The organism is Frigoribacterium sp. PvP054 (assembly GCF_040547465.1).
GTDB lineage: Bacteria > Actinomycetota > Actinomycetes > Actinomycetales > Microbacteriaceae > Frigoribacterium.
In genome coordinates, this window is record NZ_JBEPPU010000004.1 from 264,208 (window position 1) to 291,148 (window position 26,941).

A 26,941-nucleotide genomic window follows, 5' to 3' on the forward strand; every position below is an offset into this window, starting at 1 on the left:
CAGGAGGCGGCCCGTCAGCCCGTGCCCGACGATCCGGTCAGGCGGGTACGGCGGTCGGCGCCAGCACGCGGCGCTGGGCCGGGGTGCGGCGGCCGCCCAGCGGGCGGACCTCCCACCCGGCGGCCGACCAGACCTCGGCGTCGAGCACGTTCCGTGCGTCGATCACCACGGGGTTCGCGGCGAGCTCGGCCAGCCCCGCCGCGTCGGCCCCGACGAACTCGGGCCACTCCGTGAGCAACAGCACCGCGTCGGCGTCCGTGACGGCCTCGGCGGCGGAGTCGGCGAACGACAGCGTCGGGAAGCTGCGCTGGGCCGTCTGCGTCGCCTCGGGGTCGACCACGAGCACCTGGGCACCCCGGAGGTGCAGGGCGGCCGCCACGTTCAGCGCCGGCGAGTCGCGCACGTCGTCGGTGTGCGGCTTGAACGCGGCGCCCAACACCGCGATGCGCCGGTTGAGCACCGAGCCGCCGCAGGCGTCGATGGCCTGGTCGATGACCCGTTGGCGCTGCGCCATGTTGATCTCGTCGACCTGCTGCATGAGCCCGACGACTCGGTGGGCCGACAGCTCGTTCGCCCGGAACATCAGGGCCCTGATGTCCTTGGGCAGGCAGCCGCCGCCGAAGCCGAGGCCCGCGTTCAAGAACTTCCGACCGATGCGGTCGTCGAAGCCGAGCGCGTCGGCCAGGGTCGACACGTTGGCACCCGCCGCCTCGCACAGTTCGCTGATCGCGTTGATGAACGAGATCTTGGTCGCCAGGAAGGCGTTCGCGCTGACCTTGACGAGCTCGGCGGTGGGCAGGTCGCACGAGATGACCGGCGTCCCCGTGGCGATGGGCAGGGCGTAGACCTCGCGCAGGAGCGCCTCGGTGCGGACGTCGGTGCCCCCGAAGACGATGCGGTCGGGACGCAGGGTGTCCTCGACGGCGTGCCCCTCGCGGAGGAACTCGGGGTTCCAGACGAGGTCGGCCGTGACGCCGGCCGGCACGACGCCCGCGACGATCTCGCGCAGGTGCGCCGCCGTGCCGACGGGCACCGTCGACTTGCCGACGATGAGGCCGTCGTGGCTGAGGGCCGCGGCCACGTTGCGGGTGGCCTCCTCGACGTATGAGAGGTTCGCGGCGTGGCTCCCCCGTCGCTGCGGCGTGCCGACGCAGACGAAGTGCACGTCCGACAGCGCCACGGCCTCGGCGAGGTCGGTCGTGAAGCTCAGGCGACCCGAGGTCACGTGCTTCACGATGAGCTCGGGCAGGCCGGGCTCGAAGAACGGCACGCGGCCGTCGGCCAGGGCGGCGACCTTGGCGGGGTCGGTGTCGACCCCGATCACGTCGAAACCCATCTCGGCCATGGCGGCGGCGTGGGTGGCCCCGAGGTACCCGGTGCCGATGACGCTGATGCGGGGCTTCACCGCGGTGCCGGCGGCGGACTCGGGGGTCACGGACTCGGGGGTGGTGGCGTCGTTCGTCATGATGCGCTCCTGGGGATGAGGGAGGTGCGTGGGGTGCGTGGGGTGGGGTGGGAGGCCGTCACGGGGAGGGCTCCAGGTCGAAGCCGATGTCGCGGCGGGTGATGCCCTCGGTGAAGGCGGCGAGGCTGTCCGAACGCGAGGTGAGGCGCCAGTCGTTCGTGGAGCGGACCCCGTCGACGACGGTCGTCGCGACCAGGTCGAAGTACGAGAAGCCGATGATGTCGTCGTTCGCCGGATCCGCGAGGGCGGTGAACAGCGAGTTGAACCACTGGGCCTTCTCGCTGGTCGAGGTGGGATCGGACGACCCGCCCGTCTCGCTGGCTCCGATCTCGGCGAGCAGGATGTTCTTGCCCGGCGCCACGGCCCGGAGCTGAGCGAGCGTGGCCCCGAACGTGCTGGCGAAGGTGGGCTTCGACTTGTCGTCGTAGGGCGGCCGGTAGTAGCCCGACATGCCCACGATGTCGACGTAGTCGGCACCCGGGTAGAGGGTGGCCAGGAACTCCTGCGACGTGTGGTCGCTGCCGCCGGTCTTGCCGGTCGCGAGGCGGTCGACGCGCGTGGGTGCCCAGACCCAGGCGACGAGTTCGTTCGCCCCCTGGCGTTCGAAGAGGTCGTGCACGTGCTGCCAGGCCGCGACGAAGTCCGTGGGCCCGTTGCCGTTGACCGAGCCCTTGCTGTTGCCGTAGTCCGTGCTCCACGGGTACCAGGTGCCGTTCATCTCGTGGTCGAAGCGGAGCGCGAGCGGCATGCCGTTCGCCACGATGTCGTCGGCGTAGGTGGTCAGGTACTCGTCGAAGCTGCCGTCGACGATCTTCGACAGGCTGTAGTCGGGCTGCTCGGGCTCGTTGTTGCCCGCCTTGATCGGCTGCGACTCCCAGGTCAGCACGGGCAGCTTGCCGCGCGACCACGACGACCGCACGGCGTCGGCGCGGAAGTCCTGGTCGAAGCCCTGGAAGTAGCCGACCATGTTGGCCTCGGACCCGACCGCCGCCTCCTGGGCGTCGTAGGTCGCCCAGTTGAACGGTGCCTGGTCGGTGAAGAGACCGAAGTAGCGCGACTCCGGATCGATGATCGAGGCCAGGGACGGGGTCTGGACCGGGACGGGGCCGATCGTGCCCCCGTCGCTCGAGCCACCGCCTCCCGAGCCGGTGCCGGTGCCAGCGCCGGTGCCGGCGCCGTTGCCTCCCCCGGCGCCCCCGGTCGAGGTGCCGTCGCCGCGGGCGCCGGACGCCGTCCCCCCGGCACCGGAGCCCGTGCCGCCGCCCGTGCCGCTCCCGGCCCCACCGCTGCCCGAGTCGACGGCCGACCGGGCCTGGGCCAGCGCGGACTCGGCCGAGGCGAGCTTCGCCTGGGCCGCGGTCAGCTGACCCTCGGAGGTCCAGGCCTGCTGTTGCACGTCGGCCAGGGCGGCCTTGCTCTCGGCGAGCTGCTCCTTGGCCGAGACCAGTTGGTCGAGGAGGGCCGAGCGGTCGGCCTTGAGCGACGAGACGTTGATCGACGGGTCGACGCCCGTGACCTCGGTCACGGCGCTGCGGACCACGTTGTCGGAGGGTGAGATCCAGATCAACCACGAGATCATGGCGAGCAGGACGACCACGGCGGTGGCACCGAGCGCCGTGCGCCGGGCGTTGCCGTGTGAGGTCGCCCACCAGGCGCCGGACTGCATGTGGACGGGGGTGACGAAGTCCTGGGTCGAGTCAGACAATGAAGAAGACCTCCAGGGCGATGATGGCGGCGCCGATCAGGTACGGGAATCCGGCTTTGGGGTTGAGGCGGCGTCGAGGAGGCGCGGTGACGGTCGACCGGGCGGCGATCGGCGTCGGGGCGGCCGCGTCAGCCTCCTCGGCCTCGGCCTCGGCGGCCAGTGCGGCCTTGCGGCTCTTGACCAGGACGGCACCGTGCTCGTCGGTGTCGTCCGCCGCGGAGCCGAAGTCGAAGAGGGTGTCGACGCCGGGGTCGACGCCGTCGCGGAACTGCCGCTCGAGGGCGTCGATCGGGGCCTCGTCGGCCACCTCGTCCAGCGCGCCCTGCATCTCGTCGTTCGCCGCGCCTCCTGCGTAGGCGCCGGCCCGGGTGCCCCAGCCGCTGGCGTGGCCCATGCGGAAGAAGCCGATGACCCGGATGGGCATGAGGAAGAACGTCGACACGATGATGAACACCGGCAGGCGGAAGAAGTCGGACGGCTTCTCGGCGAGGTGGCGCATCTGGCGGATCGCCATGCTGAGCACCGACGAGATCACCATCAGGACGACGATGCTGATGAGGCCGGTCTGGACGCCGTACTCCTCGAGGATGCCCCGGTAGAGGTTGACGCCCTGGCCGGTGATGCCGCGGTAGATCCAGCCCCCGATGACGCCCATCAGCATGAACGGCAGCACGATGTCCATGGCGAAGAAGAACGCCAGCAGGGGGGCGTGCCCCACCATCCACGGCATCATGCGCAGGGTGTTGTACTGGCTGCCCCGAGCCCAGCGGAGCTGCTGCTTGTAGAGCTTCTTGACCTGCAACGGCGCGTCCGTGTAGACGAGGCTCGTGTGCTGGTAGACGGTGCGGTAGCCCTCCTTCAGCGTGAGGTTCGTCAGGGTGCGGTCGTCGCTGACCTCGAGGAAGACGCCCATGAACTTCTCGGTCATGAACTTGTCCATGACCCGGACGAGGATCTCGCGCCGGAAGGCGATGGTGCGACCGGGCAGGCACCCGATCTGGCCGAGCACGCTCTGGGCCGGCATCGAGTAGAGGGCCCGCGAGTTCTCGAGCCAGTCGGCCCACCGGGTGATCCAGCTGCGCTCGGGCTCGAGGATGCGCTGGCGGGTCGTGACTCCCCCGACGTTCTCCTGGGCGAAGGGCCGCAGCAGCTCGGGCAGCGTGCCCGGCGTCCAGACGGTGTCGGAGTCGACGAGGACGGTGATGTCGCCCCGGCTCAGCTCGGTGCCGATCATGACGGCGTTGCGCTTGCCCGGGATCGGCGTGTGCACCCACCGGACGAGCGGACCGAACTCGTCGCACACCGCGGCCAGCTCGGGGTTGGGCTTGCCGTTGATGACGACGATGATCTCGCCCGGCCGCTGCTCGACCATGCGGCCGATGACGTCGCGGAACAGGTCTAGGGGTTCGTCGACCACGGGCACGACGACGCTGGTGGTGCCCCGGAACTCGCCGGTGAAGGGACGGTAGCGACGCGAGAGCAGGACCTTGACGATCCACAGCACCCAGATGAGGGCGCTGTAGGCGGCGAAGAGATAGATCTCGGGGTATCCGCCCGCCATGGAGCGGAGTTGCAGGATGAAGGTCAACACGATGGCCACCTGAGGTGTGAGAAAGGGATCGGCTTCCGCAACGCTGGGGAACTGGTCTATCGGGTTGTGGGAATTCTCAGTCACCGACGGGGTGCCCACAACCACCCCCCCGAGCGTGGGGCCCCGACCGGGCCGACCGGGGTACACCGGGTCCGTCGAGCTGCTGTCGGCCGAAGTGCCGACACGGTCGACCTCGACCGACGGGCAGGCAGCGCCGACGACACGAGTGGCGCGGGCACCGGGGACCCCGTGTCGCCACGTCGACAAAAGTCCCGCTCAGACGCCTCCCCGGTCAGGTCCGACATGTCGTTGCCCGATGGGCAAACGAGGTGACGGACCGCGAGGGCCGCGCGTGGCCCCCGCAGGCGGGTCATCTGCCCGAAACGACCCGGACATCTGACCCGGGGTACGAGCGACTCGTTCGGGGTACGGCCGCGACGGGCCGGAGTACCCCGGGGCGAGAACGGGCCGAGATCGCATCCCGGGCGTGTCGCGCCCGGCCGACCAGGTCAGCCGAGGGGTTCGGGGGTCTCCTCCACGCCGTAGAACTCCCGCTCGAAGACCGCCCTGGACCTCCGGGTCGCGGCGAGGTAGTCCTCTTCCAGCGAGGTGGCGGAACCCGGCGGGTACTCCATCAACCGGGCCACCCCTTCGAGCTGGCGCCGGTCACGGGGCAGCACGTCCTGCGTGCGCGAGGTCCAGAGGGTGACGGCGGAACGAGCCCTCGAGGCCATCATCCAGGCGTCGTGCAGGCGCTGGGCGTCGTCCGACGAGACGAGGCCCGCGTCACGGGCCGCCGCCAGCGCGTCCAGCGTGGACGGCGTCCGCAGGCCGGGCACGCGGACCGCGTGCTGCAACTGCAGTAGTTGGACGAACCACTCGACGTCGCTGAGCGACCCGCGCCCGAGCTTCAGGTGCCTCGAGGGCTCGGCCCCCTTCGGCAGCCGCTCGGACTCGACCCGGGCCTTGATGCGCTTGACCTCGCGCACCTGCTGCTCGGTCAGGTCGGACGGGTAGCGGACCGAGTCGGCGACCGTCATGAAGTCGTCGAGGAGTGCGGGGTCGCCGGCCACGGGTCGTGCCCGCAGCAGGGACTGGGCCTCCCAGGTGAGCGACCACCGGGCGTAGTAGGCGCGGTACGACGCCAGGGACCGGACCACCGGCCCGTTCTTCCCCTCGGGACGCAGCCCGGTGTCGAGGTCGAACGGCACGAGAGCGTCCGAGGTGAGCCGGCTCATCTCGGCGGCGACGGCGAGGGCCCGGCGGTGCGCGGTCTCGTCACCCTCGCGCGCCCGGTAGACGTAGAGGACGTCGGCGTCCGAGCCGAAACCGAGCTCGCCCCCGCCGTAGCGCCCCATGGCGACGACGCCGAACTCGAGGTCGCCCGCCGCGCGCCGGGCCAGGGCCAGGGCCCCGGTCACCGACGCGGTGGTCACCGCCGTGAGGCCGCGGGCGAGCGCGTCGATGTCGAGGATGCCGAGGATGCCACCGATCGCGAGACGGAGGATCTCGCGGCGGCGGGCCTGCCGGAGCACGGTCGCCGCCGCGTCGGGCGACCGGTGGCGGGCGAGCGTCGCCGTCGTCTCGTCGAGCAGGCTCTCGAGGGGCCGGGCGCGGAGCTCGGCGTCGTTCTCGAGCCAGGCCGCCGCCTCGGGGATGCGGTCGAGCAGGTCGGCCGCGAAGGTCGACGACGACAGGACCGTCGTGAGGCGGTGGGCGGCCCCCGACGAGTCGCGCAGCATGCGCAGGAACCAGTACGACTCACCCAGTCCGTCGCTCAGCCGACGGAACGCCAGCAGGCCGAGGTCGGGGTCGGTGCCGTCCGCGAACCACTGCAGCATGGCGGGCAGCAGGTGTCGCTGGATGTTCGCCCGTCGGGAGACGCCGGCGGTCAACGCCGCGATGTGGCCCAGCGCGCCCTTGGGGTCGGCGAAGCCGATCGCGGCGAGCCGGGCGGTGGCCTGGTCGGAGCTGAGGGCGAGGTCCTCTTCGGGGCGGGCGGCCACCGCCGAGAGGAGCGGGCGGTAGAACAGCCGAACGTGGAGCGTCCGCACCCGCCGCTTCACGCCCTGCCACAGGTCGACGAGCTGGGTGGCGCCGGACGCGAGGCCGGTGCCGCGCGCCAGCACCCGCAGGGCGTTCTCGTCGGTCGGCATGAGGTGGGTCCGGCGCAGGCGCGTGAGCTGGATGCGGTGCTCGAGCAGCCGGAGCACGCGGTAGTCGCGGTCGAACTCGGCCGCCTCGGCGCGACCCACGTAGCCGCGGGCGGCCAGGGCCTCGAGGGCGTCGAGCGTGGACCGCTGGTGCACGCGATCGTCGGCCTGGCCGTGCACCAGCTGCAGGAGTTGGATCGTGAACTCGATGTCGCGCAGTCCGCCCGGCCCGAGCTTGAGCTGCCTGTCGACCTCGTCGGCCGGGATGAGGGCCGTGACGCGTTCGCGCATGGCCTGCACCGACTCGACGAAGTTCTCACGGGCCGCGGCGGACCAGACGAAGGGTGCCACGGCCGCGACGTACCGTTCGCCGAGCTCGACGTCGCCGGCCAGCGGCCTCGCCTTGAGGAGGGCCTGGAACTCCCACCCCTTCGCCCAGCGCTCGTAGTAGGCGACGTGCGACTCGAGGGTGCGGACGAGCGCTCCGTCCTTGCCCTCGGGACGCAGGTTCGCGTCGACCTCCCACAGGTCGGGCTCGACCGCGAGGTCCGAGATCGCCCGGGCGGCGTGCATCGCGAGTCGGCTGCCGATCTCGACGGCCCGACCGTTCTCGAGCCCGTCGACCCCCTCGGCCACGTACACGACGTCGACGTCGCTCAGGTAGTTCAGTTCACGGGCCCCCGCCTTGCCCATGCCGATCACGGCGAGCCGGGTGCGCTCGACGTCCGCGGCGGGGAACGGGACCTCGCGCCGGGCGACGTCGACGGCCGCGTCGAGGGCGGCGCCGGCGAGGTCGGCCAGGGCGGCGGCCACCCGGGGCAACACCTCGACGGGGTGGTCGGCCTCGAGGTCGTACGCGGCCAGCCGGAGCAGGTGCCGCCGGTACCGGACGCGCAGGGCGACCCGGGCCTCGTCGCCGGTCGCCCCCTCGGCGGCCCGTCGGACGTCGAGCCGGTAGGCCTCGGCGGACGGCGGTGCGTCGAGCGGGTCGAGCAGCACCGCCGCCTCGGCCGGTCGGCGCGCGACGAAGTCGGCGAGGCCCTCGGACGCGCCCAGGACCCTCAGGAGGCGCGGACCGGCCCCGCCGTCGAGCAGCCCGACCACGCCGGCCCGGTCTCGCTCCACCGACCTCTCGAGGTGCCGCAGGGCCGCGTCCGGGTCGGCGACCGTGGCGAACCACGGGACGAGGTCGCGGATGCCGGGCACCTCGGAGACCAGGCGGTCGAGCCGGTCACGGCCGCCGCCGAGGTCGTCGAAGCCCAACCGCGCCAGCTCGGAGAGACCGGTCGCGGATCGGGGCATGGGGATGGGACGGCCGGCGGTCAGAGGATCTCGAGGTTCGAGCGCAGCTCGAACGGCGTGACCTGGGCCCGGTACTCTTTCCACTCTTGACGCTTGTTGAGCAGGACGTAGTTGAAGACCTGCTCCCCCAGCGTCTCGGCCACGAGCTCGCTGTTCTCCATGATCGAGAGGGCGTGGTCGAGGCTGGCCGGCAGCTGCCGGTACCCCAGGGCACGACGCTCGGCGTCGCTCAGGCCCCAGACGTTGTCCTCGGCCTCGGCCGGCAGCTCGTAGCCCTCTTCGATGCCCTTGAGGCCCGCCGCGAGCATGAGCGAGAAGGCCAGGTAGGGGTTGGCGGCCGAATCGATCGCGCGGTACTCGACACGGCTCGAGTTGCCCTTGTTCGGCTTGTAGAGGGGGACTCGCACGAGGGCGGAACGGTTGTTGTGGCCCCACGTGACGAAGCTCGGTGCCTCGTCGCCGCCCCAGAGTCGCTTGTAGCTGTTGACGAACTGGTTGGTCACCGCGGTGATCTCGGGAGCGTGCTTGAGCAGGCCGGCGATGAACTGACGGCCGATGGTCGAGAGCTGGTACTCGGCGCCGGCCTCGTAGAAGGCGTTGGAGTCGCCCTCGAACAGGGACATGTGCGTGTGCATGCCCGAGCCGGGGTGCTGGCTGAACGGCTTCGGCATGAACGAGGCGAAGACGCCCTGCTCGATGGCCACCTCTTTGATGACCGTGCGGAAGGTCATGATGTTGTCGGCCGTGGTCAGGGCGTCGGCGTAGCGCAGGTCGATCTCGTTCTGGCCGGGACCCGCCTCGTGGTGGCTGAACTCGACCGAGATGCCGAGGTCTTCGAGCATGCGCACCGAGCGTCGGCGGAAGTCGTGGGCGGTGCCGCCGGGCACGTTGTCGAAGTAGCCGGCGGAGTCGACCGGCTGGGGGCCGTCGGCCCCGAGCTGGGCGCTCTTCAGCAGGTAGAACTCGACCTCGGGGTGCGTGTAGAACGTGAAGCCCCGCTCACCGGCCCGGGCCAGGGTGCGCTTCAACACGTTGCGGGGGTCGGCCACGGCGGGCTGACCGTCGGGCGTCGTGATGTCGCAGAACATGCGGGCGGTCGGATCGACCTCGCCGCGCCAGGGCAGGATCTGGAAGGTGGTCGGGTCGGGCTGGGCGAGCACGTCGGCCTCGTACGACCGGGTGAGGCCCTCGATGGCCGAGCCGTCGAAGCCGATGCCCTCGGCGAAGGCCCCCTCGACCTCGGCCGGGGCGATGGCGACGGACTTCAGCGTGCCGATCACGTCGGTGAACCAGAGGCGGATGAACTTGATGCCGCGCTCTTCGATCGTGCGGAGGACGAAGTCCCTCTGTTTGTCCATGCCACGGCCTTTCTGCTCCGCCACTACGGTAGTGGACATGCCCCGACTCCGCTTGGCGCTCGCGCAGACCAACCCCGTCGTCGGCGACCTCGCCGGCAACTCCGCCCAGATCGTCGAGGCGGCCCGTCGAGCCCACGCCTCGGGCGCCGACCTGCTCGCCGCCGGCGAGATGAGCGTCACGGGCTACCCGATCGAGGACCTCGCCAGCAGGCCGAGCTTCCTGCAGGCCAGTCGGCACGCCGTCGAGGTGCTCGCCGAGACCCTCGAGGCCGAAGGGCTCGGAGACCTGCCCGTCGTCGTCGGCCACGCCGACGGCCCCTTCGAGCCCCGGCTGCTCGGCACGAGCAACGCCCCGACGGCCATCGCGCAGAACTGTGCGAGCGTCCTGCAGGGCGGGCGTGTCGTCACGACCACCGCCAAGTACCACCTGCCGAACTACTCGGTCTTCGACGAGTACCGCGTGTTCATCCCCGGCGACGAACTGCTGGTCGTCCGGGTGGCGGGCGTCGACGTCGCCCTCGTCGTCTGCGAGGACCTCTGGCGTGACGGGGGCCCGGTCGAACGCGTCCTGCACGCCGACGCCGGCCTGCTCGTCGTGATCAACGCCAGCCCGTTCGTCCGCGACAAGGACGAGGTGCGCCTGCCGCTCGTGACCCGCCGGGCCGTCGAGAACGACACCCTGGTGGCCTACGTCAACATCGTCGGCGGGCAGGACGACCTGGTCTTCGACGGCGACAGCGTCGTCGTCGACGGCAGCGGGACGATCCTCGCCCGGGCCCCGCAGTTCGAGGAGCACCTGCTCGTCGTCGACCTCGAGCCCGAGGCGGCCACCGACACCGAGCTGCCCGAGGGCATCCGCCGCGTCGAGCTCGAGGCGGCGACCGAGGCGACCGGCGACGGGGGCTCCGGATCCGACGCGGGCCGCGCCTCCTCGTCCGCGGTCGGACGCGACGTCGCCGAACTGCCCGACGACCGGCAGCAGCTCTGGAACGCCCTCGTGCTCGGCACCCGCGACTACGTGCGGAAGAACGGGTTCCGCAGCGTGATCCTCGGCCTCTCGGGTGGCATCGACTCGGCCGTGTGCGCGGCGATCGCCGCCGACGCCATCGGGCCCGACGCCGTCCACGGCGTCTCGATGCCCAGTCAGTGGTCGAGCGAGCACAGCCGCAGCGACGCCGACGACGTCGCCGAGCGGATCGGCGTGCGCTACTCGACCGAGCCGATCGCCGACCTCGTCGCGCCGTTCGAGGAGCAGTTGCACCTCACGGGCCTCGCCGCCGAGAACGTCCAGGCCCGCGCCCGGGCGCTCGTGCTGATGGGCTTGTCGAACCTGCACGGCCACCTCGTGCTGACCACCGGCAACAAGACCGAGCTGGCCGTGGGCTACTCGACGATCTACGGCGACTCGGTCGGCGGGTTCGCCCCGATCAAGGACGTCCCGAAGACGATGGTCTGGGAGCTCGCCCGGTGGCGCAACGCCTACGCCGAATCCATCGGCGAGACCGCCCCGATCCCCGAGAACTCGATCACGAAACCCCCGTCGGCCGAACTGCGCCCCGACCAGAAGGACGAGGACTCGCTGCCGCCGTACGAGGTGCTCGACGGCATCCTCGAGGGTTACGTGACGAACGCGCTCGGGGCCGCCGACGTCGTCGCGCTCGGCTACGACGCCGACACGGTGGCCGAGATCACGAAGCTGGTCGACCGATCCGAGTGGAAGCGGCGCCAGGGGGCGATCGGCCCGAAGATCTCGGGCATGGCCTTCGGTCGCGACCGCCGCCTGCCCATCACGTACCGGCCGACGACGGTCTGACGCCCCGGGGGTCCCGTCGGCGAACCGCCGACGGGACGCTCCGCCGATCAGTCGTCGGCGGCCTCCTCGGCGTCGAGGGCGGCGTTGCGTGCCTTGATGGTCTCGATCGCGTGGGCGGCCTCGTCGCGCGTGGCGTACGGCCCGGCGCGGTCGACGGCCGGCGAGACCTTGCCCTCTTCGACCTCGTGGGTCTTCGTGTTGAACCAGAACTCGGCCATGGTGTCGTCCTCTCGGTGCGGCTGTCGAGAACGCGAGCCCGTCGCGCTCCCCCTAAGCTTGATCGTATGCCCCGGGACTCCCACGGATTCTTGACCCCGGGCCGGATCTCAGCGCAGCGTCCGGTCCCCCCGTCGATCGCCCGACCCGAGTACGTCGGCAGGGCCGCACCGGCCGAGTACACCGGCGGCGACGTCTACGACGCCGAGACCGTCGAGCTGATCCGCGAGAGCGGCCGCATCGCGTCGCGGGCGATCGACGCCGTCGAGGCTGTTCTCCGCCCCGGCGTCACCACCGACGAGCTCGACCGCGTCGCGCACGATTTCGTCGTGGGCCACGGCGCGTACCCGTCGACCCTGGGCTACCGCGGGTACCCCAAGTCGGTCTGCACGTCGCTGAACGAGGTGATCTGCCACGGCATCCCCGACGACACCGTCCTGGCCGACGGCGACCTGATCAACGTCGACATCACCGCCTTCAAGAACGGCGTGCACGGCGACCTCAACCGCACCTTCGTCGTCGGCGAGGGGTCGCCCGAGACCGTCGACCTGGTCGAACGCACCCGCGAGGCCCTGCGGCGGGGCATCAAGGCCGTGGCCCCGGGGCGCCAGGTCAACGTGATCGGTCGCGCGATCGAGTCGTACGCCAAGCGCTTCGGCCTGGGCGTCGTGCGCGACTACACCGGCCACGGCGTCGGCCGGGCGTTCCACTCCGGTCTGATCATCCCCCACTACGACGCCCCGCAGTACGACGACGTCATCGAGGTCGGCATGGTGTTCACCATCGAGCCCATGCTCACCCTCGGCGGCATCGACGCCGACGTCTGGGACGACGACTGGACCGTCACCACCCGCGACAAGAGCCTCACGGCCCAGTTCGAACACACCCTGGTCGTCACCGAACGCGGTGCCGACATCCTCACGCTCTCCTGAGAAAGGACCCCCCATGGCACGCACCGCAGTGGGAATCGACATCGGCGGCACCGGCATCAAGGGGGCGATCGTCGACCTCGAGAGCGGCGAACTCCTCTCGGACCGCATCAAGAAGAGCACGCCCGAGGGCGGCGAGCCCGACGCCATCGTCGCGGTCGTCAAGCAGATCGTCGACGAGCTCGGCCTCGACGACGCCTCGCTGCCGGTGGGCGTGTGCTTCCCCGCCGCGATCATGGACGGCAAGACCCTGTCGGCCGCCAACGTGTCGAAGAAGTGGATCGGCTTCGAGGCCGAGAAGCTCTTCGAGACCACCCTCGGCCGGAACATCCACTTCGTCAACGACGCCGACGCCGCCGGCTACGCCGAGACGCGCTTCGGCGCCGCCAAGGACGTCAAGGGCCTCGTCGTCATGACGACCCTGGGCACGGGCATCGGCACCGCGCTGATCAACGACGGCGTGCTCATCGTCAACGCCGAGCTCGGTCACCTCGAGATCGGCGGCAAGGACTACGAGACCAAGGCCTCCTTCGCCGCGAAGGAGCGCGACGACCTCAGCTGGAAGCACTGGGCCAAGCGCCTGCAGAAGTACTACTCGCACCTCGAGGCCCTGCTCTACCCGCGCCTGATCATCGTCGGCGGGGGCGTCTCGAAGCACCACGACGAATTCTTGCCGCTGCTCGACCTGCGGGCCGAGATCGTCCCCGCGAAGCTGCGCAACAACGCCGGCATCATGGGTGCCGCCGCTCTGGCCGCCGACTCGAACCCGGCGTTCTGAGGCGGGTCGCGGCCGACGCGAGAGGGCCCAGGGTCAGGAGGCGCGCCTCCTGACCCTGGGCCCTCTCGCGTGAGACGGATGGGCCGACTGGTACGCCGGGTTCTGTCCCGGTGCCGAAGCACCCTGGACGGCCATCTCTCTCGGGACTACGTTGCCGCAGCCCTCTAGCGGTCTACCCGGGGACTCGGCGAGCAGCCTCGACGTCCCCTCTTTGACCTTGCTCCGGGCGAGGTTTACATAGCCGGCCGGTCACCCGAGCCGCTGGTGGTCTCTTACACCGCCGTTTCACCCTTACCCCGTGTCTCACCCGGAGGTGCGACCCGTGGCGGTCTGCTCTCTGTTGCACTTTCTCGCGGGTTGCCCCGGGTGGGTGTTACCCACCGCCCTGCTCTGTGGAGCCCGGACGTTCCTCGGCGGCGGGTTCGCACCCGCCGACGCGACCGTCTTGTCGACCCATCCGCGAGACCGAGCCTACCGGTGTGACGGCACCTCGTGGCACCGGGGGCGAGCACGTCGTCGACGGGTCTCAGATGCCCGACTCGTAGGTCCGCACGAGGATCGCGTTGCTGTCGGGGCAGAGCACGACGTCGTCCTCGGCCGCGGCGCGCACGGCGGCGAGGTCGCTGCCGGTCAGGGCGACGCCGCTGGCGCTCGAGACGCCGCCGCGCAACAACGACGCGCCCACGCCGTAGCGGTCGCGCTGGCGTTCGTAGAGGGCGAGCAGCTCGGGCGGCACGGTCGCCGCGATGGTCTCGCGGTTCGCGACGACCTCGGCCCGCTCGGCCTCGAGCTCGGCGAGCTTCGCGTCGCGACCCGTCTCGGCGTCGACCCGGCGGGTGTCGAGCTGGTCGAGCTCGCCGCGCGTGACGGTGGCGACGGCGCCGAGGCTCTCGACGCGCTCCATGACCTCGAGCTCGACGTCCTCGAGGTCGGAACGGCGCTTGGCGAGGGCGGCCAGCTCGCCCTCGAGGGCCGCGACGTCCTTCGTCGACGACGACGCGGCGATCCGCTGCTCGTCACGGGCGACTCGCGCCTCGACCACGGCCACGTCGGACTCGATCCGTCGCAACTCGGCCTGCGCGTCCTCCCACGCGCCCTGTTCGGTGGCGAGGCGGCTGCGCAGGCGCGACCCGTCGCCCTCGAGCGAGGCGAGCACGGCGATCTCGGGCAGGTTCGCGCCCTTGTGGGCGATCTGGCGCAGCGTGGTGTCGAGCTGCTGCAGGTCGAGCAGCAGGGCCTGGTGTTCGTAGCTGGCTTTCATGAGGGGCATGGGGGCTCTTCTCGTGATCGGAGGGATGCGGGGGGCGGGGCACCCGGGAGGCGCGGGTCGCGTGGGTCTCGGAGGTCACGCCGCGGGGCCGTCGCCACGGACGGCCCGGGGGTGGTCACTGCACGACGGCAAAGTCCCACGGGTCGGTCCGCAGGTCGCTGAGGGTCACCTCCACGTCGTGCAGCTCGAGGCGGAGCTGCGCGGCCGCGGTGTCGAGCCAGAGCCACTCGCTCGCCCAGTGCGAGACGTCGACGAGCGCCGGGCCGCGGCCGAGTCGCATGAGGTCGCGGGCGTCGGACGCGGGGTGGTGTCGCAGGTCGCTCGTGACGTAGACGTCGGCGTCGAGCACGGCGGGGTCGGCGAGCAGGGAGTCGCCGGCGCCCGCGCAGAGCGCGACCGTCTCGACCACGCGGTCGGCCTCGCCCGCGACGCGCACGCCGGACGCCGTCGGCGGCAGGACGTCGCCGAGCTGGCGGGCGAGGGCGACCAGGGTCATGGGGTGCGGCAGGCGCCCGACGACGCCCAGGCCCGTGCCGTCGACCGACCCCTCGACGATCGGACGCTGCTCGACGAGGCCGAGCTGGTGCGCGAGGACGCGGGACGTGCCGGTCTCGACGACGTCGGCGTTCGTGTGGGCGGCGACGAGGCCGCACCCCGCCCGGACGAGCCGGGCGACGACGGCGCCCTTCGTCGTGTCCTCCGACACCGTCGAGACGCCGTGGAACAGCAGGGGGTGGTGCACGAGCAGCAGGTCGGCCCCCATGCCGAGGGCCTCGTCGACCGTGTCGAGCACTGCGTCGACCGCGAGGTGCACGTGGTTCACGGGCTGGTCGGGATCGCCGACGACGAGGCCGGGTGAGTCCCACGACGAGGCGCCCGCGAGAGGCCAGAGGCGTTCGATGACGGAGTTGACCGAGGCGAGGGTGGACACCTCGACAGCCTAGTCGCGAGCCGTCGAGCGGAACCCCGTGATCATGACCGCGACGATGAAGGCGACGACGCCGGCGCCGACGACGGCGGCGACGACCGAGACCGGCGTCGAGAGGCCGGTCAGGTCGACGGCTCGGACCAGGTAGCCCTGCCAGGCGAGCGAGCCCAGGTCGCTCAGGAGGACGCCGTAGCCGACCACGGTGCCGACCACGACCCCGGCGACCACGCCGACCGGACCGCGGCGGGCGACGCGCGCGGCGTCGTCGGGTCGCGTCGAGACCGAGGCCAGGGCGGCCAGGCCGACGAGGCCGGTCGTCAGGGGGACGGCGACCGTCGCCAGGACGGCCGAGGCCGGCACGAGGCCGGGGACGAAGGCCAGCACGAGGGCCGCGACGACCACCAGCAGGGCCGCCGCGGCGACCACGAGGGCCGTCGGGCGACGCAGCAGGGTCGGGGCGGGCACGGCGGCGACCGCCCGCGCGTCGGGTGCCGACGCGGTCGACGCGACCAGCGCCTCCTGGTCGGCGGTCGCGCGCTCGGCGGGTTCGTCGCCCGACGCGGCGGTGACGCCCTGGGGGCCGGTCGACGCGACGACGGCGGGGGCCTCGACCTCGGCGGGCTCGGCGGCGGGGCCGGCGGGGGCGGCCGGTGCGTGGCCGGCCTCGACGACGGGTCGTGGCTCGCGCGACGCGCCGTGGCCGACCACCGGGACGACTCCCGTGAAGCGGAGGCGGGTGGCCTCGAGGGCTCGAGCCGCCTCGTCGGTGCCGACGCGGGTGATCTCGTCCTCCCACGAGGCGAAGCGGGCCGCCTCGACCCGGCGGAGGTCGAGCTGCGCCTGCACGACGGCCATGAGGTCGATCGTCGCCGTGTCGTCGAAGCGCTTCTCGACGAGTCGGGCGAGCACCTCGTCGTCGAGCGTCAGTCGCTCGGGGGGCTGGGGCAGGTCGTCGGGCACCGGGACGGCGAGCACCGGGAGCGTGATCGCCGACGTGTCGACCGAGTGCCGGGCGACGCTCGCCGGGCGGGCCTCGTACGCGTCGGTGGGGACGACGTCGTCGAGGTCGACGTCGGCCCGGTGGGACGGAGTCGAGACGGGACGGGGCTCGCGGTGCGGAGGGCTGACGGGCAGGACGGCCACGGGTGCGGCGTCCGCGGGTGCGGCGTCGGCCGTCTCGGCGGGGCCGGCGAGGTCGTCGACGGGGGCCTCGGGGGCGAGGGTGTGGTTCACGGGGTGGTGCTCCTGGTCGTGCCGGCCCGGCCGGGCGGGTCGCTCGGGGGCGGTGTCGTCGAGGGGTGCGACGAAGGTCACACGGCGCCGGTGGAACGCGACGTCGTCGTCGGGAGGCGCGATGCCCCCGACGCTCGCGGTCTGCACGTTGTCGGCCATGCTCGGATGGTAGGTGACGAACGGTCCCCAGCCGGGCGGACTCGCCGGTCCGACCGGCACATTCGTCGTTCTCGAGCCACCGGGCGCCCTCGTCGGCCCACGCCGGCGGCGGCGGGTCAGGAGGCGCGGGTCAGGTGGGCGAGCACCTCGCGCGAGACTCCCCTCGAGCCCAGCCCGAGGTGCCCGGACCGGCGGTGCACGGCGAGCGTCGCGTCCGGCAGGCCGGCGACGGTCCGGGCGACGAGGTCGAGGGGGTAGAAGCCGTCCGCTCCCCCGGCCACGACGAGCGTCGGAGCGGTGACCGCCCCGAGGCGGTCGCCCACGTCGAACGAGTCCTCGGCCTCGAGCGTGGCGACGAGGTCGTGGTGACGCTCACCGACGACGAAGTGGGGTGCCAACCGGCCGAAGCGGCGCAGGAGGTTCGAGGCGGTGACGCCGGTCGTGGTCTGGCCGAGCATGGTCGCCGCGGCCCGTCCCGGGTCGCCGTCTCGGAGGTGGGCCGCGACGCGGCGTTGGGCCTCGCGGCCGTCGTCGCCGAGGCGATGGGCCGCCGAGACGAGGACCAGGCGACGCACCGTCCGCGGGTGGTCGACCGCGAGCTGCAACGCGATGCTGCCGCCCGTCGAGGTGCCGACGACGTCGATCGGGTCGTCCGAGATCTCGGCGGCGGCTCGGGCGACGTCGTCCCCGAGGTCGCGCATCGTGGTGCCGGGCGGCAGGCCGCGCCGACGTCCGAGGGTCCACAGCTCGACCTCGCGGGCGAGCGCCGCCGTCTCGAGGCGCAGCAGGGTGCGGTCCCAGGCCGAGGGGTGGTGTCGTCCGGGGCCGATGCCGGGCAGCAGGATCGTGGGAGTGCCCGTGCCGCGACGGACGAACGGGAGGCCCGCCACGGTGCCCCGGGCCGTGGCCGGTCGCCCGGTCACGGTCGGCCCAGCCGGCGGAACCTCGCTGGCGCCTCGCCGCCCTCGACGAGGTCGACGAGGATCGAGCCCACGAGCGGCGTGAACTTGAACCCGTGGCCCGAGAACCCGGCACCCACCACCACGGGACCCACCCGGTCGAGGACGAAGTCCTCGTCGTCGGTCGTCGTGTAGGTGCAGCTGATCGGGTCGGCCGTCTCGGCGTCGACGCCCGGCAGCCACTCCCTCGCGTACCGCCGCAGCGCCTCGAGCTGCTCGGGGACGGCGGCGTACGACCGACGGTCGGGGTGGACGACCGGCCCGGCGCCGTGCCAGCCGGCCTTGACGCCCTCGCCGGGCGTGAGCATGCCGTAGACCGCCCCGGGCCACCACGACTCGGCGGAGTCGTCCGGGTCGGGCCGGTGGTTGAAGCTCGGCCACACCGCGTCGGCGTCGCGGACGGCGAAGTGGGCGGGCTGCTCCTGCGTCACGGTGAGGCGGGGCAGGCTCACGAGACCGCCGACGACGTCGTCGGTCCACGCACCCGCCGTGACGACGACGCGGCGGGCGACGATCTCGGCGTCGGCCGTGACGACGCGCACGCGCTCGGGCCCCTCGACGTGCAGGCCCGTCACGGGCGTCGACCAGAGCAGCCGCGCGCCGTGGTCGGTGGCGGCACGGGCGAGGGCGCGGAGGGCGTCGGCCGCCCGGATCCGTCCGCTGCCGGGCACGTGCAGCACCTCGGTCTCGAAGCGGACGCCCCGCCACCGCTCCCCCGCCTCGACGGGGTCGACCAGCTCGCTCGGGACGCCCGCCTCGACGTGCAGCGCCCGCATGCGGCGGAGCATCGACGGGCGACCGTGGTTCACGACCCCCACGAGGTCGAGCAGCGGGGTGCCGGTCTCGTCGGCCAGCGCGTCCCACCGCACCCGCGCCTCCTTCGCGAGGGCGACGTAGTCGGCGTCGTCGTAGGCGAGGTTCAGGTTGCGGGTCGCCCCGTGGGAGGCACCCCGGTGGTGGCCCTGCTCGAAACGCTCGACGAGGACGACCTCGTGCCCCCGTGACGCGGCCTGCCAGGCCGTCGCGAGCCCCATGGCACCGCCCCCGACGACGACCAGGTCGACGTCGGGACGGGACGGGCGCGGGTCACCGGCGGGCATGCCCCGAGCATAGGAGGCGCGGTGCGGCGTCGTTCCGTCGGCCGCGTCGTCCGCCGACCTGCGATGATCGGCGGATGACCTGGCGCAAGCTCCTCAAGGCCTTCCCCACCGTGGTCCTGGTGGTCGACGTCCTCATCCGGATCGTCTCGGTGGCGGTCGTCCCGCGCAACCGTCGGCCGAGCTCGGCGATGGCGTGGCTGATGGCGATCTTCGTCGCACCCATCCCCGGCAGCGTGCTCTACGCGCTGCTCGGCAGCTCGAAGCTGCCGAAGGACCGGCGTGACAAGCAGCGCGAGATCAACTCGTTGATCCTCGAGAACACCCAGGGCCTCGACAACCGGGTGCCGACCGACACCCAGCCGCCCTGGTTCGGCACGGTGGTGCAGCTGAACCGCACGCTCGGCGCGATGCCGCTGATCCCCGGCAACACGGCGCGGCTGCTGCCGGACTACGCGGGGTCGATCGCGGCGATGACCGAGGCCGTCGACGCGGCCGAGCGGTACGTGCACGTCGAGTTCTACATCCTGACCCGCGACGAGTCGACCTACCTGTTCTTCGACGCCTTGAAGCGGGCCCACGACCGCGGCGTCAAGGTGCGGGTGCTCTACGACCACTGGGCGACCATCCGCAACCCGCAAGGACGCGTGACGCGCACGTGGCTGCGCGACGCCGGCATCCGCTTCGAGGAGATGCTGCCGTTCCACCCCACCAAGGGCATGTGGCGGCGGCCCGACCTCCGCAACCACCGCAAGATCGTGGTCGTGGACGGCGACGTGGCCTTCACCGGCTCGCAGAACATGACCGACCCGAGCTACAACAAGCGAGGGAACATGCGGCGCGGTCTGCAATGGAAGGACCTCATGGTGCGCGTGGACGGTCCCGCCGCGATCGGCCTCAACGCCCTGTTCATCACCGACTGGTACAGCGAGACCGACGAACTGCCCACCGACGCGCGGACCGGGCCCCGAGTCGAACCGCGCACGGGTGACGACGCCTTCGAGTGCCAGGTCGTCCCCAGCGGACCGGGGTTCGACGGCGAGAACAACCTGCGGCTGTTCAACGCCCTCGTCTACGGCGCTCAGGAGCGCCTCATCATCGCCAGCCCGTACTTCGTGCCCGACGACTCCATGCTCTACGCCATCACGACGGCCGCGGAGCGCGGCGTCGACGTCCAGCTCTTCGCCTGCGAGGTCGCCGACCAGTTCCTCGTCTACCACGCCCAGCGCTCGTACTACGAGACCCTGCTGCGCGCCGGGGTGCGCATCTTCCTGTACGAGAAGCCGATCGTGCTGCACTCGAAGCACTTCACGGTCGACGACGACGTGGCGGTGATCGGGTCGAGCAACATGGACATGCGATCGTTCAGCCTCAACTTCGAGGTGTCGCTCATGGTGCGGGGCGCCGGCTTCGTCGACCAGGTGCGCGACATCGAAGAGGACTACCGCTCGAAGTCGCACGAGATCACCCTCGCCGGCTGGCTGACGCGGCCCGCCCCCTTGCAGGTGCTCGACAACGTCGCGCGCCTGACCGCGGCGGTCCAGTAGGGCACCTCCGGCCCTCCGCGCTGGACGGCCCGTCGGGAGACCGGCAGAGTGTCGGCATGGACGAGAAGGAACACCTGAGCCGCTACCTGACCCGCTCGCGCGACGACCTGGTGCGGAAGCTCGACGGGTTGACCGAGTACGACGTCCGCCGTCCGCTCGTCCCCAGCGGGACGAATCTGCTGGGGTTGGTCAAGCACGTCGCGACCGTGCAGCTGGGCTACCTGGGCGACGTCTTCGGGCGTCCGAGCGGCATCGAGACGCCGTGGCTCACCGACGAGAGCGAACCCGAGGCCGACCTGTGGGCAACGCCCGACGAGAGCCGCGCCTTCGTCGTCGACCTCGCCCGACGCTCGAACGCCCACGCCGACGAGACCGTCCGGGTGCTGCCCCTGGACGCCCGCGGTGACGTTCCCTGGTGGGGACCTGACCGGCGTGAGGTCACCCTGCACCAGATCCTGGTGCACCTGACCGTCGAGACGGCCCGGCACGCCGGCCATGCCGACCTGGTCCGCGAGCTGATCGACGGCGGCCTCGGCAACGGTCCCGCCGACCCGAACGTGCCCGACCGGGACGCCGACGGATGGCGTCGGCACCACGACCGCGTCGAGGCCGCCGCCCGCGCCGCCGCCGGCCGCTGACCGCTGACCGCTGACCGCGAGCGGCCGCCGTCGTCCGGTCGGGGGGTCACGGCAAGCTCGCAGGAGGCGCCCCTCGCCAGGTCGGGGTCGGAAGCGTAGCGTCGCCGGGGTGATGCCTCCCTCCGTGAGAACCGTCGGCGAGCTCAGGCGCTCGGGCCACGTCCCGAAGCCCCTCCGCGCCGAGATCCGAGACAACCTGCTGGACGCCCTCCGGGAGGGCCGCGACCCCTGGCCCGGACTGCACGGCTTCGAGTCGACGGTCATCCCCCAGCTCGAACGGGCCCTGATCGCCGGCCACGACGTCGTCCTGCTGGGCGAACGAGGCCAGGGCAAGACCCGGCTGCTGCGCACCCTCGCCGGGCTGCTCGACGAGTGGTCGCCCGTCATCGAGGGATCCGAGCTCGGGGAGCACCCGTTCGAGCCGATCACGACCGAGAGCCGCCGCCGGGCGGCCGAACTCGGCGACGACCTGCCGGTCGCCTGGCGCGGCCGCGACGAGCGGTACGTCGAGAAGCTCGCGACGCCCGACACGAGCGTCGCCGACCTCATCGGCGACGTCGACCCGATGCGCGTGGCCGAGGGCCGCAGCCTGGGCGACCCCGAGACGATCCACTTCGGGCTCATCCCGCGAGGGCACCGCGGCATCGTGGCGGTCAACGAACTGCCGGACCTCGCCGAGCGCATCCAGGTGGCGATGCTCAACGTCATGGAGGAGCGCGACATCCAGATCCGTGGGTACGTGCTGCGGCTGCCGCTCGACGTGCTCGTCGTCGCCAGCGCCAACCCCGAGGACTACACGAACCGCGGACGCATCATCACGCCGCTGAAGGACCGCTTCGGGGCCGAGATCCGGACGCACTACCCGACCGAGCTGGCCGACGAGGTCGCGGTCGTCCGGCAGGAGGCCGACCTCGTGGCCGAGGTGCCCGACCACCTCGTCGAGATCCTGGCCCGGTTCACGCGGGCCCTCCGCGAGTCCCCGTCGGTCGACCAGCGCAGCGGCGTCAGCGCCCGGTTCGCCATCGCAGGGGCCGAGACCATCGCCGCCGCCGCACTGCACCGCGCGACCCGTCAGGGCGAGGACGTCGCGGTGGCACGGCCGATCGACCTCGAGACCGCGGTCGACGTGCTCGGCGGCAAGATCGAGTTCGAGTCGGGTGAGGAGGACCGCGCCGAGGAGGTGCTCGAGCACCTGTTGAGGACGGCCACGGCCGAGACCGTGCGGGCGCACTTCCGCGGCCTCGACTTCGGCGCCCTCGTCGACGCCCTCGAGTCGGGCGTCATGGTGACCACCGGTGAGCAGGTGACCGCCCGGGACTTCCTGGCCGGGCTGCCCTCGCTCGGCGAGGACGACCTGTACGACCGGGTGGCCGAACGCCTCGGCGCGACCACCGACGGCGCCCGGGCGGGCGCCGTCGAGCTCGCGCTCGAGGGCCTCTTCCTGGCCCGTCGGGTCAGCAAGGAGAGCGGTGACGGTGAAGCGGCCTACGGGTTCTGAGGGACGACGTGGCCAGGAGTAACCGTCGCCTGCACCGGGCCGCGCGCTACCAGGCGTACGCCGACGGCCCCGACCCGCTCGCGCCTCCTGCCGACCTGTCCGAGGCGCTCGACGCCGTCGGACGCGACGTCATGGCGGGCACGAGTGCCGAGGCCGCGCTGCGCGAGTTCCTGCGTCGCGGAGGACGGGACCAGACCGGACTCGACGACCTCGCACGCCAGGTGGCCGAACGCCGGAGGGCCTTGACCCGCGACCACCACCTCGACGGGACGCTCCAGGAGGTCCGCGAACTGCTCGACCGGGCGCTCCGTGCCGAACGGGCACAGCTCGCCCGGGACGTCGACCTCGACGACGGCGACCGGGCGTTGGCGCAGCTGCAGCTCGACAGCCTGCCGCCGTCCCCGGCCGGTGCCGTCGCCGAGCTGTCCGACTACCGGTGGCAGAGCGGCGAAGCCCGGCAGGCCTACGAGCAGATCAAGGACCTCCTCGGGCGCGAGATGCTCGACCAGCGCTTCGCCGGCATGAAGGGTGCCCTCGAGAACGCGACCGACGCCGACCGCGAGGCCGTCGCCGAGATGCTGAACGACCTGAACGACCTGCTCGACGCCCACGCCCGCGGCGACGACACCCCCGAGCAGTTCGACGACTTCATGGCGAAGCACGGGGCGTCCTTCTCCGAGCAGCCGGGCGACGTCGACGAGCTGATCGACGCGCTCGCCGCCCGGGCGGCCGCCGCCCAGCGCCTCCGCAACTCGATGACGGCCGAGCAACGCGCCGAGCTCGATTCGTTGGCCCAGCAGGCCTTCGGCTCCCCCGACCTCGTGCAGTCGCTCGAACGGCTCGACGGCACCCTGCGCGCGCTGCGGCCCGGGCAGGACTGGGGTGGCTCCGAGGGCCTGGACGGCGACCAGGGCCTCGGGCTCGGCGACGGCACCGGGGTCTTCCAGGACCTCGCCGACCTCGACGCGCTCGCCGAACAACTGGCCCAGCAGTCGAGGGGGTCGTCCCTCGACGACGTGGACGTCGACGCCCTCCGGCGCCAGCTGGGCGAGCAGGCCGCCGTCGACGCGGCCGCGCTCCGACGCCTCGAGAAGGCGCTGCGCGATTCCGGCGCCCTCCGGCGTCGGGCCGACGGCACGCTGGCGCTCACGCCGCGGGCCATGCGTCAGCTCGGCAAGGACCTCCTGCGCGACGTCGCCACCAAGCTGTCCGGACGGACCGGGAGGCGCGAGCTGCGGTCCGCAGGAGCGCTCGGCGACCGCTCGGGCGCGAGTCGCGAGTGGGCGTTCGGCGACACCGAGCCGTGGGACGTGACGCGGACGATCACCAACGCCGTCACCCGGACCGCGGCCGAGGGTGCCCGGACGGACGCCGGGGTGCGCATCGAGATCGGCGACGTCGAGGTGCACGAGACCGACGCCCGGACCCAGGCCTGCGTCGCCCTGCTCGTCGACACCTCGTTCTCGATGGCGATGGAGGACCGCTGGGTGCCGATGAAGCGCACCGCGCTGGCCTTGCACACCCTCATCACGTCGCGCTTCCGGGGGGACGACCTGCAGCTGATCGGCTTCGGCCGGCACGCCGAGGTCATGCCGATCGAGCAGCTCGTCGCCCTCGACGCGAAGTGGGACAAGGGGACGAACCTGCACCACGCACTGCTGCTCGCGAACCGGCACTTCCGCAAGCACCCGACGGCGCAGCCCGTGCTCTTGATCGTCACCGACGGCGAGCCGACCTCGCACCTCGAACCGGGCGGCGAGGTGTTCTTCGACTACCCGCCGCACCCCGTGACGATCCTGCGGGCGGTCGAACAGCTCGACGTCGCCCGTCGACTCGGCGCGCACACGAGCTTCTTCCGCCTGGGCGACGACCCCGGCCTCGCACGGTTCGTCGAGGGCATGGCCCGACGGGTGGACGGCACGGTGGTGGCCCCGGACGTCGACGACCTCGGTGCCGCGGTCGTGGGGTCGTACGTCAGAACAAGGGCCACGGAACCGCCGGCATAGGGCCGTGGGGTTCGGGGAAGACCCCGGCTTCGAGCAGTCCGTCGCACCGGTCGCCGAGGGCCTCGAGCTCGTCGGCCGTGACGAGTGCGGTCAGTGCGGCGCCCAGGGCACCCGAGAGGCCCGACCGGACGCGGGCGACGCCCTCGGCCTCGGACGCCGTCAAGGGGTCGCCGACCCAGCCCCACAGCACCGTGCGCAGCTTGTGCTCGGCGTGGAAGGTGAGGCCGTGGTCGACCCCGTGGCGCCGGCCGTCCGGCAACGCGAGCACGTGCGCTCCCTTGCGGTCGGCGTTGTTGACCACGACGTCGAAGACGGCCATGCGCCGGAGCGCCTCGGTGTCCTCGTGGATCAGGGCCACGGGCCCGTCGTCGCCGTCGCCTTCGAGGACGAGGCGCCACCCGTCGTCGGGCAGGTCGTCGACGGGGACGAGGTCGACGGCGTCCTGCTCGGGGTCGACGTCCTGCCAGAGCTGCACCATGCCCTCACCGAGCGGACCGTCGCGCAGCCAGGTGCGGGGCACGACGTCCCAGCCCAGGGCCTCGGACACGAGGTAGGCCGCCACCTCGCGATCGGCGAGCCGACCGTCGGGGAAGTCCCAGAGCGGTCGCTCGCCGGCCACCGGCTTGTAGATGACGGACACGTCGCCGAGGCGCGCGAGGAACGAGGCGTTGGACGCGGTGCGGATGCGACCGGTGAGCTCGAGCTCGACGTCGTCCGACGGGACGGGGACCGGGTCCGAGCCGGCACCGGCCGGGTCGTCCGCATCGTCGGCCGCCGGCGCCGACGACATCAGAGGTCGCCGGGCAGGACGCAGACGTGCCCCTCGGGGTCCATCGGCTGACCGCAGAACGGGCACAGCGGACGCCCCGCGCCGACGATCTCGAGGGTGCGCGCCGCGAAGGCTCGTGCCGTGCCGACGGGGATGCGGACGACCATGACCTCGTCGGGCTCGACCTCGGTCGCGTCGTCCGGCTCGTCGTCGTCGTCGACCTCGACGAGCGGGAACGCCTCGATGACCACCTGGGCGGTCGACGGGTCCCAGCCGAGGCTCAGGGCACCGGCACGGAACTCGGGCTCGACGGGCTGGTCGAGGGGCTCGTTGTCGACGAGCTCGACCGGGATGCCGGTGGGCACGCTGACCGGGTTGCCCTCGGCGGCCATCACCTGGTCGAGGATCTCGTCGATCTTCTCGGCGAGGGCGGCGGACTGCATCTTCTCGAGGCCGACGCTGGTGACGCGGGCACCGTCACGGGCCTGGAGGTAGAACGCACGGGCGCCGGGGCGGCCGACGGTGCCGACCACGACGCGGTCGGGCCAGTCGAAGGCGTGGACGATGGAGGGCATGCGACGAGTCTACGAGCGGCCCGCCCCGGGCGCTCAGGTCGCGGCGGACCGCCCCGCGTCACCGTCGGCACCGGACCGGCCCGCGCCTCCTCCGACGGCCGCGTCGCCTGCCGGGGCCGCCTGCCGCAGCCACGAGAGGTCGCCCGAGTCGGTGTTGGTCGCCACGACGTCGGGGCGGTTCGGCCCGTACCGCACGATCGACACCGAGGCGGGTCCGACGTTGATGCGCTGGAAGAGGTCGAGGTGCATGCCGTAGGCGTCGGCGAGGACGGACTTGATGATGTCGCCGTGGCTGACCGCCACCCAGACGGCGCCCGGACCGTGCTCGGCCTCGAACGCCGCGTCGTGTCGACGGACCGCCGCGACCGCCCTCGACTGCATGGTCTGCAGCGACTCGCCGCCGGGGAACACCGCGGCCGACGGCTGGTTCTGCACGACCGACCAGAGGGCCTCGCCGGCCAAGTCCTTCAGGGGCCTGCCCTGCCAGTCGCCGTAGTCGCACTCGGTGATGCCACGGTCGATCGGCGTCGCCGGCGTGCCGGCCTGACGGTCGAGGATCGCCCGCGCCGTCTGACGGCAGCGTTCGAGGGGGCTCGACACGACGCCCACCAACGGCACGACGGCGAGCCGCTCGGCCGTTCGTCGCGCCTGGTCGCGCCCGACGTCGTCGAGTCGGACGCCGGCCGTCCGTCCGGCGAGCACGCCGCTCGCGTTGGCGGTGGTGCGTCCGTGCCGGACGAGGACGAGGGTGGCCATGCCCCGAGCCTAGACACCCTCGCACGCCGCGGGGGCGGGCGGGCCCGGACCGGGGACGACGAGGAGGCGCGGGGGCCGGGCCCCCCGCCCCCCCCCCCCCCCGCCCCCCCCGCGGGGGGGGGGGGGCGGCCCCGCGCCCCCCCGCCCCCCGCGGGGGGGGGGGGCCGGAGCACGAAAGGGGGTGACCCCCCGTCAG

The 26,941-nt window shown here is 72.4% G+C and carries 21 protein-coding genes and 1 other RNA gene; 7 read left to right on the forward strand and 15 right to left on the reverse strand.

Annotated elements, in window-relative coordinates; genetic code table 11:
* Nucleotides 1–37 precede the first annotated feature (37 nt).
* From ABID81_RS08270 to ABID81_RS08290, 5 genes are all read right to left on the reverse strand, one after another.
* Nucleotides 38–1,465 carry a UDP-glucose dehydrogenase family protein gene (locus tag ABID81_RS08270; RefSeq protein ID WP_354594307.1) on the reverse strand — a complete coding sequence of 476 codons (1,428 nt, stop codon included), beginning with the start codon at nucleotides 1,463–1,465 and terminating at the stop codon, nucleotides 38–40.
* A gap of 58 nt (nucleotides 1,466–1,523) precedes the next feature.
* Nucleotides 1,524–3,170, reverse strand: coding sequence for a glycoside hydrolase family 26 protein (locus tag ABID81_RS08275; RefSeq protein WP_354594308.1), 1,647 nt, complete (start codon nucleotides 3,168–3,170; stop codon nucleotides 1,524–1,526).
* Entirely contained in the window at nucleotides 3,163–4,761 is a 1,599-nt protein-coding gene (locus tag ABID81_RS08280; RefSeq protein WP_354594309.1) for a glycosyltransferase family 2 protein, read from the reverse strand. Before ABID81_RS08280 ends, ABID81_RS08275 begins: the two co-directional genes overlap by 8 nt.
* Before the next feature lie 509 nt (nucleotides 4,762–5,270).
* A complete protein-coding gene (locus ABID81_RS08285) occupies nucleotides 5,271–8,216 on the reverse strand; it encodes a bifunctional [glutamine synthetase] adenylyltransferase/[glutamine synthetase]-adenylyl-L-tyrosine phosphorylase (protein WP_354594310.1) in 2,946 nt (981 codons plus the stop codon).
* A gap of 20 nt (nucleotides 8,217–8,236) precedes the next feature.
* Complete coding sequence (locus tag ABID81_RS08290; protein WP_056256547.1) at nucleotides 8,237–9,574, reverse strand: glutamine synthetase family protein; 1,338 nt, start codon at nucleotides 9,572–9,574, stop codon at nucleotides 8,237–8,239.
* A gap of 37 nt (nucleotides 9,575–9,611) precedes the next feature.
* Between ABID81_RS08290 and ABID81_RS08295 the strand changes: the two genes are divergently transcribed.
* A complete protein-coding gene (locus ABID81_RS08295) occupies nucleotides 9,612–11,387 on the forward strand; it encodes an NAD+ synthase (RefSeq protein ID WP_354594311.1) in 1,776 nt (591 codons plus the stop codon).
* A gap of 47 nt (nucleotides 11,388–11,434) precedes the next feature.
* Here the strand turns inward: ABID81_RS08295 and ABID81_RS08300 are convergent, their stop codons facing one another.
* Nucleotides 11,435–11,605, reverse strand: coding sequence for an SPOR domain-containing protein (locus ABID81_RS08300; protein WP_157490001.1), 171 nt, complete (start codon nucleotides 11,603–11,605; stop codon nucleotides 11,435–11,437).
* A 66-nt stretch (nucleotides 11,606–11,671) separates the two neighbouring features.
* On the opposite strand from ABID81_RS08300, the gene map reads away from it, so the two are divergent.
* The gene (gene map, locus ABID81_RS08305) at nucleotides 11,672–12,535 is read left to right on the forward strand and encodes a type I methionyl aminopeptidase (RefSeq protein WP_354594312.1); all 864 of its coding nucleotides are present in this window, start codon (nucleotides 11,672–11,674) and stop codon (nucleotides 12,533–12,535) included.
* Nucleotides 12,536–12,548: 13 nt separating this feature from the next.
* The gene (ppgK, locus tag ABID81_RS08310; RefSeq protein WP_354594313.1) at nucleotides 12,549–13,310 is read left to right on the forward strand and encodes a polyphosphate--glucose phosphotransferase; all 762 of its coding nucleotides are present in this window, start codon (nucleotides 12,549–12,551) and stop codon (nucleotides 13,308–13,310) included.
* A gap of 75 nt (nucleotides 13,311–13,385) precedes the next feature.
* Here the strand turns inward: ppgK and rnpB are convergent.
* From rnpB to ABID81_RS08340, 6 genes are all read right to left on the reverse strand, one after another.
* Nucleotides 13,386–13,766: RNase P RNA component class A (gene rnpB / locus ABID81_RS08315), an RNA gene on the reverse strand.
* Nucleotides 13,767–13,836: 70 nt separating this feature from the next.
* Nucleotides 13,837–14,580, reverse strand: a complete 744-nt coding sequence (locus ABID81_RS08320; protein ID WP_354594314.1) for a zinc ribbon domain-containing protein — start codon at nucleotides 14,578–14,580, stop codon at nucleotides 13,837–13,839.
* A gap of 115 nt (nucleotides 14,581–14,695) precedes the next feature.
* A complete protein-coding gene (locus tag ABID81_RS08325; RefSeq protein ID WP_354594315.1) occupies nucleotides 14,696–15,511 on the reverse strand; it encodes a Nif3-like dinuclear metal center hexameric protein in 816 nt (271 codons plus the stop codon).
* Nucleotides 15,512–15,520: 9 nt separating this feature from the next.
* Complete coding sequence (locus ABID81_RS08330; protein ID WP_354594316.1) at nucleotides 15,521–16,900, reverse strand: hypothetical protein; 1,380 nt, start codon at nucleotides 16,898–16,900, stop codon at nucleotides 15,521–15,523.
* A gap of 116 nt (nucleotides 16,901–17,016) precedes the next feature.
* Nucleotides 17,017–17,823 carry an alpha/beta fold hydrolase gene (locus ABID81_RS08335; protein ID WP_354594317.1) on the reverse strand — a complete coding sequence of 269 codons (807 nt, stop codon included), beginning with the start codon at nucleotides 17,821–17,823 and terminating at the stop codon, nucleotides 17,017–17,019.
* Nucleotides 17,820–18,959, reverse strand: coding sequence for an FAD-dependent oxidoreductase (locus ABID81_RS08340; protein ID WP_354594318.1), 1,140 nt, complete (start codon nucleotides 18,957–18,959; stop codon nucleotides 17,820–17,822). Before ABID81_RS08340 ends, ABID81_RS08335 begins: the two co-directional genes overlap by 4 nt.
* A 74-nt stretch (nucleotides 18,960–19,033) precedes the next feature.
* Here ABID81_RS08340 and cls point away from each other — a divergent pair, with 74 nt between their 5' ends.
* From cls to ABID81_RS08360, 4 genes are all read left to right on the forward strand, one after another.
* Nucleotides 19,034–20,503 carry a cardiolipin synthase gene (gene cls, locus ABID81_RS08345; RefSeq protein ID WP_354594319.1) on the forward strand — a complete coding sequence of 490 codons (1,470 nt, stop codon included), beginning with the start codon at nucleotides 19,034–19,036 and terminating at the stop codon, nucleotides 20,501–20,503.
* 56 nt (nucleotides 20,504–20,559) lie between these two features.
* On the forward strand, nucleotides 20,560–21,141 hold the full coding sequence (locus tag ABID81_RS08350; protein WP_354594320.1) for a DinB family protein: 582 nt from the start codon (nucleotides 20,560–20,562) through the stop codon (nucleotides 21,139–21,141).
* 112 nt (nucleotides 21,142–21,253) lie between these two features.
* Complete coding sequence (locus tag ABID81_RS08355; RefSeq protein ID WP_354594321.1) at nucleotides 21,254–22,639, forward strand: magnesium chelatase ATPase subunit I; 1,386 nt, start codon at nucleotides 21,254–21,256, stop codon at nucleotides 22,637–22,639.
* A gap of 8 nt (nucleotides 22,640–22,647) precedes the next feature.
* Nucleotides 22,648–24,645: a vWA domain-containing protein gene (locus ABID81_RS08360; RefSeq protein WP_354594322.1), complete on the forward strand. Its 1,998-nt coding sequence runs from the start codon at nucleotides 22,648–22,650 to the stop codon at nucleotides 24,643–24,645.
* Here the strand turns inward: ABID81_RS08360 and ABID81_RS08365 are convergent.
* From ABID81_RS08365 to ABID81_RS08375, 3 genes are read right to left on the reverse strand one after another with little or no spacing between them, the layout of a single operon-like run.
* Complete coding sequence (locus ABID81_RS08365) at nucleotides 24,614–25,435, reverse strand: SCO1664 family protein (protein ID WP_354594323.1); 822 nt, start codon at nucleotides 25,433–25,435, stop codon at nucleotides 24,614–24,616. The two genes, ABID81_RS08360 and ABID81_RS08365, sit on opposite strands and share 32 nt — an antisense overlap.
* Nucleotides 25,435–25,989, reverse strand: a complete 555-nt coding sequence (locus tag ABID81_RS08370; protein WP_354594324.1) for a DUF3090 domain-containing protein — start codon at nucleotides 25,987–25,989, stop codon at nucleotides 25,435–25,437. Before ABID81_RS08370 ends, ABID81_RS08365 begins: the two co-directional genes overlap by 1 nt.
* A gap of 33 nt (nucleotides 25,990–26,022) precedes the next feature.
* On the reverse strand, nucleotides 26,023–26,745 hold the full coding sequence (locus ABID81_RS08375; RefSeq protein ID WP_354594325.1) for a histidine phosphatase family protein: 723 nt from the start codon (nucleotides 26,743–26,745) through the stop codon (nucleotides 26,023–26,025).
* Between the last annotated feature and the right edge of the window lie 196 nt (nucleotides 26,746–26,941).